At 34.5% G+C, this 4,240-nt stretch carries 5 protein-coding genes; 3 read left to right on the top strand and 2 right to left on the bottom strand.

What is annotated here, in order from left to right; translation table 11 throughout:
- Positions 1–200 precede the first annotated feature (200 nt).
- The 3 genes from ACFX4W_RS01780 (at position 201) to ACFX4W_RS01770 (ending at position 2,166) form a co-directional block, all read left to right on the top strand.
- Positions 201–767 (top strand): RBBP9/YdeN family alpha/beta hydrolase, encoded by a 567-nt coding sequence (locus tag ACFX4W_RS01780; protein WP_237075239.1) that lies wholly within the window; start codon positions 201–203, stop codon positions 765–767.
- Between the two features lie 24 nt (positions 768–791).
- A complete protein-coding gene (locus ACFX4W_RS01775; RefSeq protein ID WP_377559208.1) occupies positions 792–1,343 on the top strand; it encodes an NADPH-dependent FMN reductase in 552 nt (183 codons plus the stop codon).
- 331 nt (positions 1,344–1,674) lie between these two features.
- Positions 1,675–2,166 carry a DinB family protein gene (locus tag ACFX4W_RS01770; RefSeq protein WP_237075241.1) on the top strand — a complete coding sequence of 164 codons (492 nt, stop codon included), beginning with the start codon at positions 1,675–1,677 and terminating at the stop codon, positions 2,164–2,166.
- Between the two features lie 227 nt (positions 2,167–2,393).
- Here ACFX4W_RS01770 and ACFX4W_RS01765 read toward each other — a convergent pair whose 3' ends face one another.
- A complete protein-coding gene (locus tag ACFX4W_RS01765; protein WP_377559207.1) occupies positions 2,394–2,897 on the bottom strand; it encodes a GNAT family N-acetyltransferase in 504 nt (167 codons plus the stop codon).
- A gap of 81 nt (positions 2,898–2,978) precedes the next feature.
- Entirely contained in the window at positions 2,979–4,145 is a 1,167-nt protein-coding gene (locus tag ACFX4W_RS01760; protein WP_377559206.1) for a phosphoribosylaminoimidazolecarboxamide formyltransferase, read from the bottom strand.
- Positions 4,146–4,240: the final 95 nt, after the last annotated feature.

Here is a 4,240-nt window from a genome sequence, read left to right as displayed (position 1 = left end):
TCTTTGCGTCTAGATAAGTAGCGTTAGCTACACTGTAAGAAAGCGACTTCTTGTCGCACCATAAAACAGCTTATCGGCACTGAAAAAAATCTTCGTTTAAAAGATCTTTTTAACTGCTCATTCAAGTGCTTTTCCTACCATATAGGTTTGGATTAGTAATATACTGTTTTTACATCTATAAAAAGAGAAGGGGAGTAGCAATGGGAAAACAAGTATATATTATCCATGGATACGGAGCCTCACCATCTAATCATTGGTTTCCGTGGTTAAAAGAAAAATTAATAGCAGATGATCATCAAGTTTCGGTTCTTCATATGCCAAATTCGTCTGACCCCAAGAAAGAAGAATGGTTGAAAACATTGGCTACTAAAATAAAGAGTTTAGATAACAACACCTATTTTGTAGCACATAGCTTAGGATCTATTACACTATTGAACTATCTAGAACAGTTAGATCCGTTACCAGGCTTTGGAGGCTTTATTCTTGTTTCTGGCTTTTCTGAGCGATTATCATCTTTACCTTCACTAGATCCCTTTACAGTTAAAAAAGTGGATTATCAAAAAATAATTTCTGCAACTAATTCACGTGCTGTTATTGCTGCAAAAGACGACTATATTGTTCCTTTTCAGTTAAGCCAAAATTTATCCAAACAATTGGATGCATCTTTTTATCCTGTTGAAAAGGGTGGTCATTTTCTAGAAGATGATGGTTTCATTACTTTCCAATTGGTTTATGATATTTTAAATAATATGATGAAAACCGTATAAATAATGAGGAAGCAGGATGATAGCATGGATAAAAACGGAATAAAGATACTCGCTATTTCAGGCAGTTTGCGTAAAAATTCTTCTAACACAAATGTTTTGTATGCTGTTTCCAATCTAAGACCTGAAAATACTGATTTTCAATTTTATGAAGGATTGGAACACCTTCCTCATTTCAATCCTGAAATAGATACTGATAGTCCTCCTGATCCTGTTAAGGACTTACGTAACCAACTGAAATTAGCTGATGGTGTAATAATATGTACACCAGAATATGCTAGGGGAGTCCCAGGGGTCCTAAAAAATGCTCTCGATTGGATTGTATCTTCGGGAGAATTTGTGAATAAACCAGTAGCTGTTATTAGTGCTTCTTCACGTAGTTCAGGTGGAGATAAAGCTCACGAATCCATTATGCTTACCTTAGAGATGATTGAAGCGAAAATCCCAAAAGAAAGTACTTTACAAATTGGTGCTGTAGGAACCAAAATCAATAATAAAATCGAAATCTTAGATTCTACAACGAGTGAACAGTTAAAATCGGTATTGAATTCTCTCATTTCATCTATCAAGTTTAACTAGCTAGAGTATTTCTCATTGTGTCTATGAATATGAGAAGCCTTTGTCTATATCCACAACGGCTTCTTTTTTATTAGAAGTGAATTTACATAATCAGCGTTATCGCACAAAAAAGCCTTTAAGAGTATATTATCTTAAAGGCTTTTTCGCCATTATAAAGTGGTTTGGTGAACCTAAGGTTAATCTTGAAAGGAGACATTAATAATATTCTAATCATTTAATTCACTCTAAAAGAGTGGCTTTTTTAGAAGGATTTTACCTTTTTAGGTCCAAGTAAGATAGTAATAGTGACTTATAAAGCGATTGAAGGATGCAGAAATGGAGGGAATAGAAAATGGATGTAAAGACACTTTTGTTACAACAATGGGCAAGCTGCTTAGATAAAGAAGACTGGTTTCCACCACTTGAAAAGGTGCTAAAGGATATTACTTTTGAACAGGCTATTTGGAAACCAGTTGATGGGGGAATGAATTCCATTTGGGAATTAGTTTGTCATTTACTTTTCTATGAAAAGAGACTTCTCATGCGATTTCTTGGTGAAACAGCGAATGAACCACAGGCAGAAGATAATGAATCTACATTTCGATTACCAACTGAGACGTTTCAAAATTGGAAGGAAACAAAGCAAGAATACTTTTATGTTCACCGTGAGCTTGAAAAAATACTAGCAAAATCAGAACATGAAGATTTGTATAGACAGATCCCTGGAGAAAGATCATTAGTGCTTGAACTGAAGAGTTTAGCATTGCACGATGCATATCATATTGGGCAAATTGTATTCCTAAGTAAAATGCAAGGAGCTTGGGCAGGGAAACGCAGCTTTTAAAAAACCTTCGTTAGCTTTACAATTATTCCTTTATAGGGGGCTTTAATAGAATAGGAACGGATACATTCAAATCGAACGTTCCCGTAGTTCACATCTAAAAAACAATGATACTATTTAACAAAGTCTTAAAAATAAAATTTTTCTGTCCAATTACTAATTCTCAAGGTATAAAAAATAGAATGTAAAAAGAGATCAGTAATACTGATCTCTTTTTCTAGGACAAAGATTTATATAGATAATGCCATGAAAATAATATCAGCGTAGGAGCCATCTTTAAGCCTAATTTGATTTATTTGCTTTCCTTCTTCTTTAAATCCTAACTTTTTATACAAATGAATAGCTCTTTTATTGTTTGAAAATACATCTAAATTTATTTTTTCCAACCCTTTTTGTTCTTTTGACCATTCTATTAAATAAGAGAGTAACGTTGTTCCAACTCCCTTGTTTGAGAACTCTTGCTTCACGCAAATGCCAAACGATCCAGTATGATGCAAACGCATATAGGAAGGCCTGTGAAAAGAAAGAAATCCAACAACTTGATTATTAAATTCTACAATTAATGTTAAACCACCATTTTCTTGTCTTATTTGTATCTTTTTTTGATATTCTTCTGCTGTTTCTTGTACTTCTTCAGGTAATCGAAGAAGAAAATCGTTCGTTATAACAATTTCTTGCTTTATTGCAACAATTGCATCAGCATCTTCTACGGTTGCTATACGTACATTTAACATGAAGTTTATTCCCCTTTATTATTAAGTTAGATATAAATAATGAATTAATTTAAATGGATTTTTAACAATCTATTTATAGCTTTAATGATGAAACACACGAATACCTGAATGAGCCATAATCATTCCATATTCATTTGCTGCCTGTGTAACTTGTTCATCTCGTAAAGAATTCCCTGTTTGAACCACATACTTAACGCCACTTTGAGCTGCACGATCTATATTATCACGGAACGGTAAAAAAGCATCGGATGCATAAGAAACGTCTTTTAATCTTTTTAGCCATTCTTGTTTTTCACTCTTACTTAGCCTAGCAGGGACCTCTTCAAAACACCTTTTCCATTGTTCGTTTTCTACCTCAGTAATATCATCATTCAACCATCCATCAATTGCATTATTCACTTCTACACGAGAAATGCCTTCTCTGAACTTCATGTTAAGGGCCCTTGGATGTTGTCTTAACCACCATTTATCAGCTTTTTCAGCTGCCAACCTTGTACAATGAATACGGGACTGTTGTCCAGCACCAATTCCAATCGTTTGGCAATCTAAAGCGAAGCAAATAGAGTTGGATTGTGTATATTTCAATGTAATAAGAGCAACAAGTAGGTCTCTCTTTGCATTATGAGGAATATCATGTTGAGTCGTAACAATATGATTAAAAACTTCCTGCCCAATCTGTACATCATTTCTTTCTTGTTCTAGAGTAATTCCAAATACCGTTCTTTTTTCAATTGGATCAGGCACATAGTTTGGGTCAATCTCTAAAATTAGATATTTTCCTTTCTTTTTCTGTTTCAAAATCTCTAATGCTTCTTGAGTGTAGCTTGGTGCAACAATCATATCAGAAACCTCTGTTTTGAGGAGATTAGCTACAGTTATATCTACTACATCACTAAAAGCAGCACAATCTCCAAACGAAGACATCCTATCTGTTCCACGCGCTCTTGCATAAGCGATCGCTAAAGGAGACAGGTCTAAGCCTTCAACAAAATAGGATTCAGTAAGTGTCTTATTTAGTGGAGAGTACACAGCTGCACCTGCTGGACTTACATGTTTAAAAGATGCTGCTGCAGGTTGACTAGTGGCTTGCCGAAGCTCTCGAACCAATTGAAAAGCATTTAATGCATCTAGAAAGTTAATATAACTAGCTTCTCCGTTTAAGATTTTAATAGGTGTGTTTTCTGCATTGTAAACTTTAGCTTTACCTTGATTTGGATTCATTCCGTACCGTAAACCAATCTCTTTCATTTAAAAATCTCCTTTCTAAATAAAAAAAGTATTTGAACTCATGTTCAAATACTTTGCCCAGGCGTACGGCCGTTATCTATGTGCTTCCTCATGGT

This window comes from Priestia sp. YIM B13489 (assembly GCF_042787645.1).
Lineage (GTDB): Bacteria > Bacillota > Bacilli > Bacillales > Bacillaceae_H > Priestia > Priestia megaterium.
The sequence above is the reverse complement of the archived record's forward strand: the minus strand, read 5'-3'. Positions and strand labels throughout refer to the sequence as shown.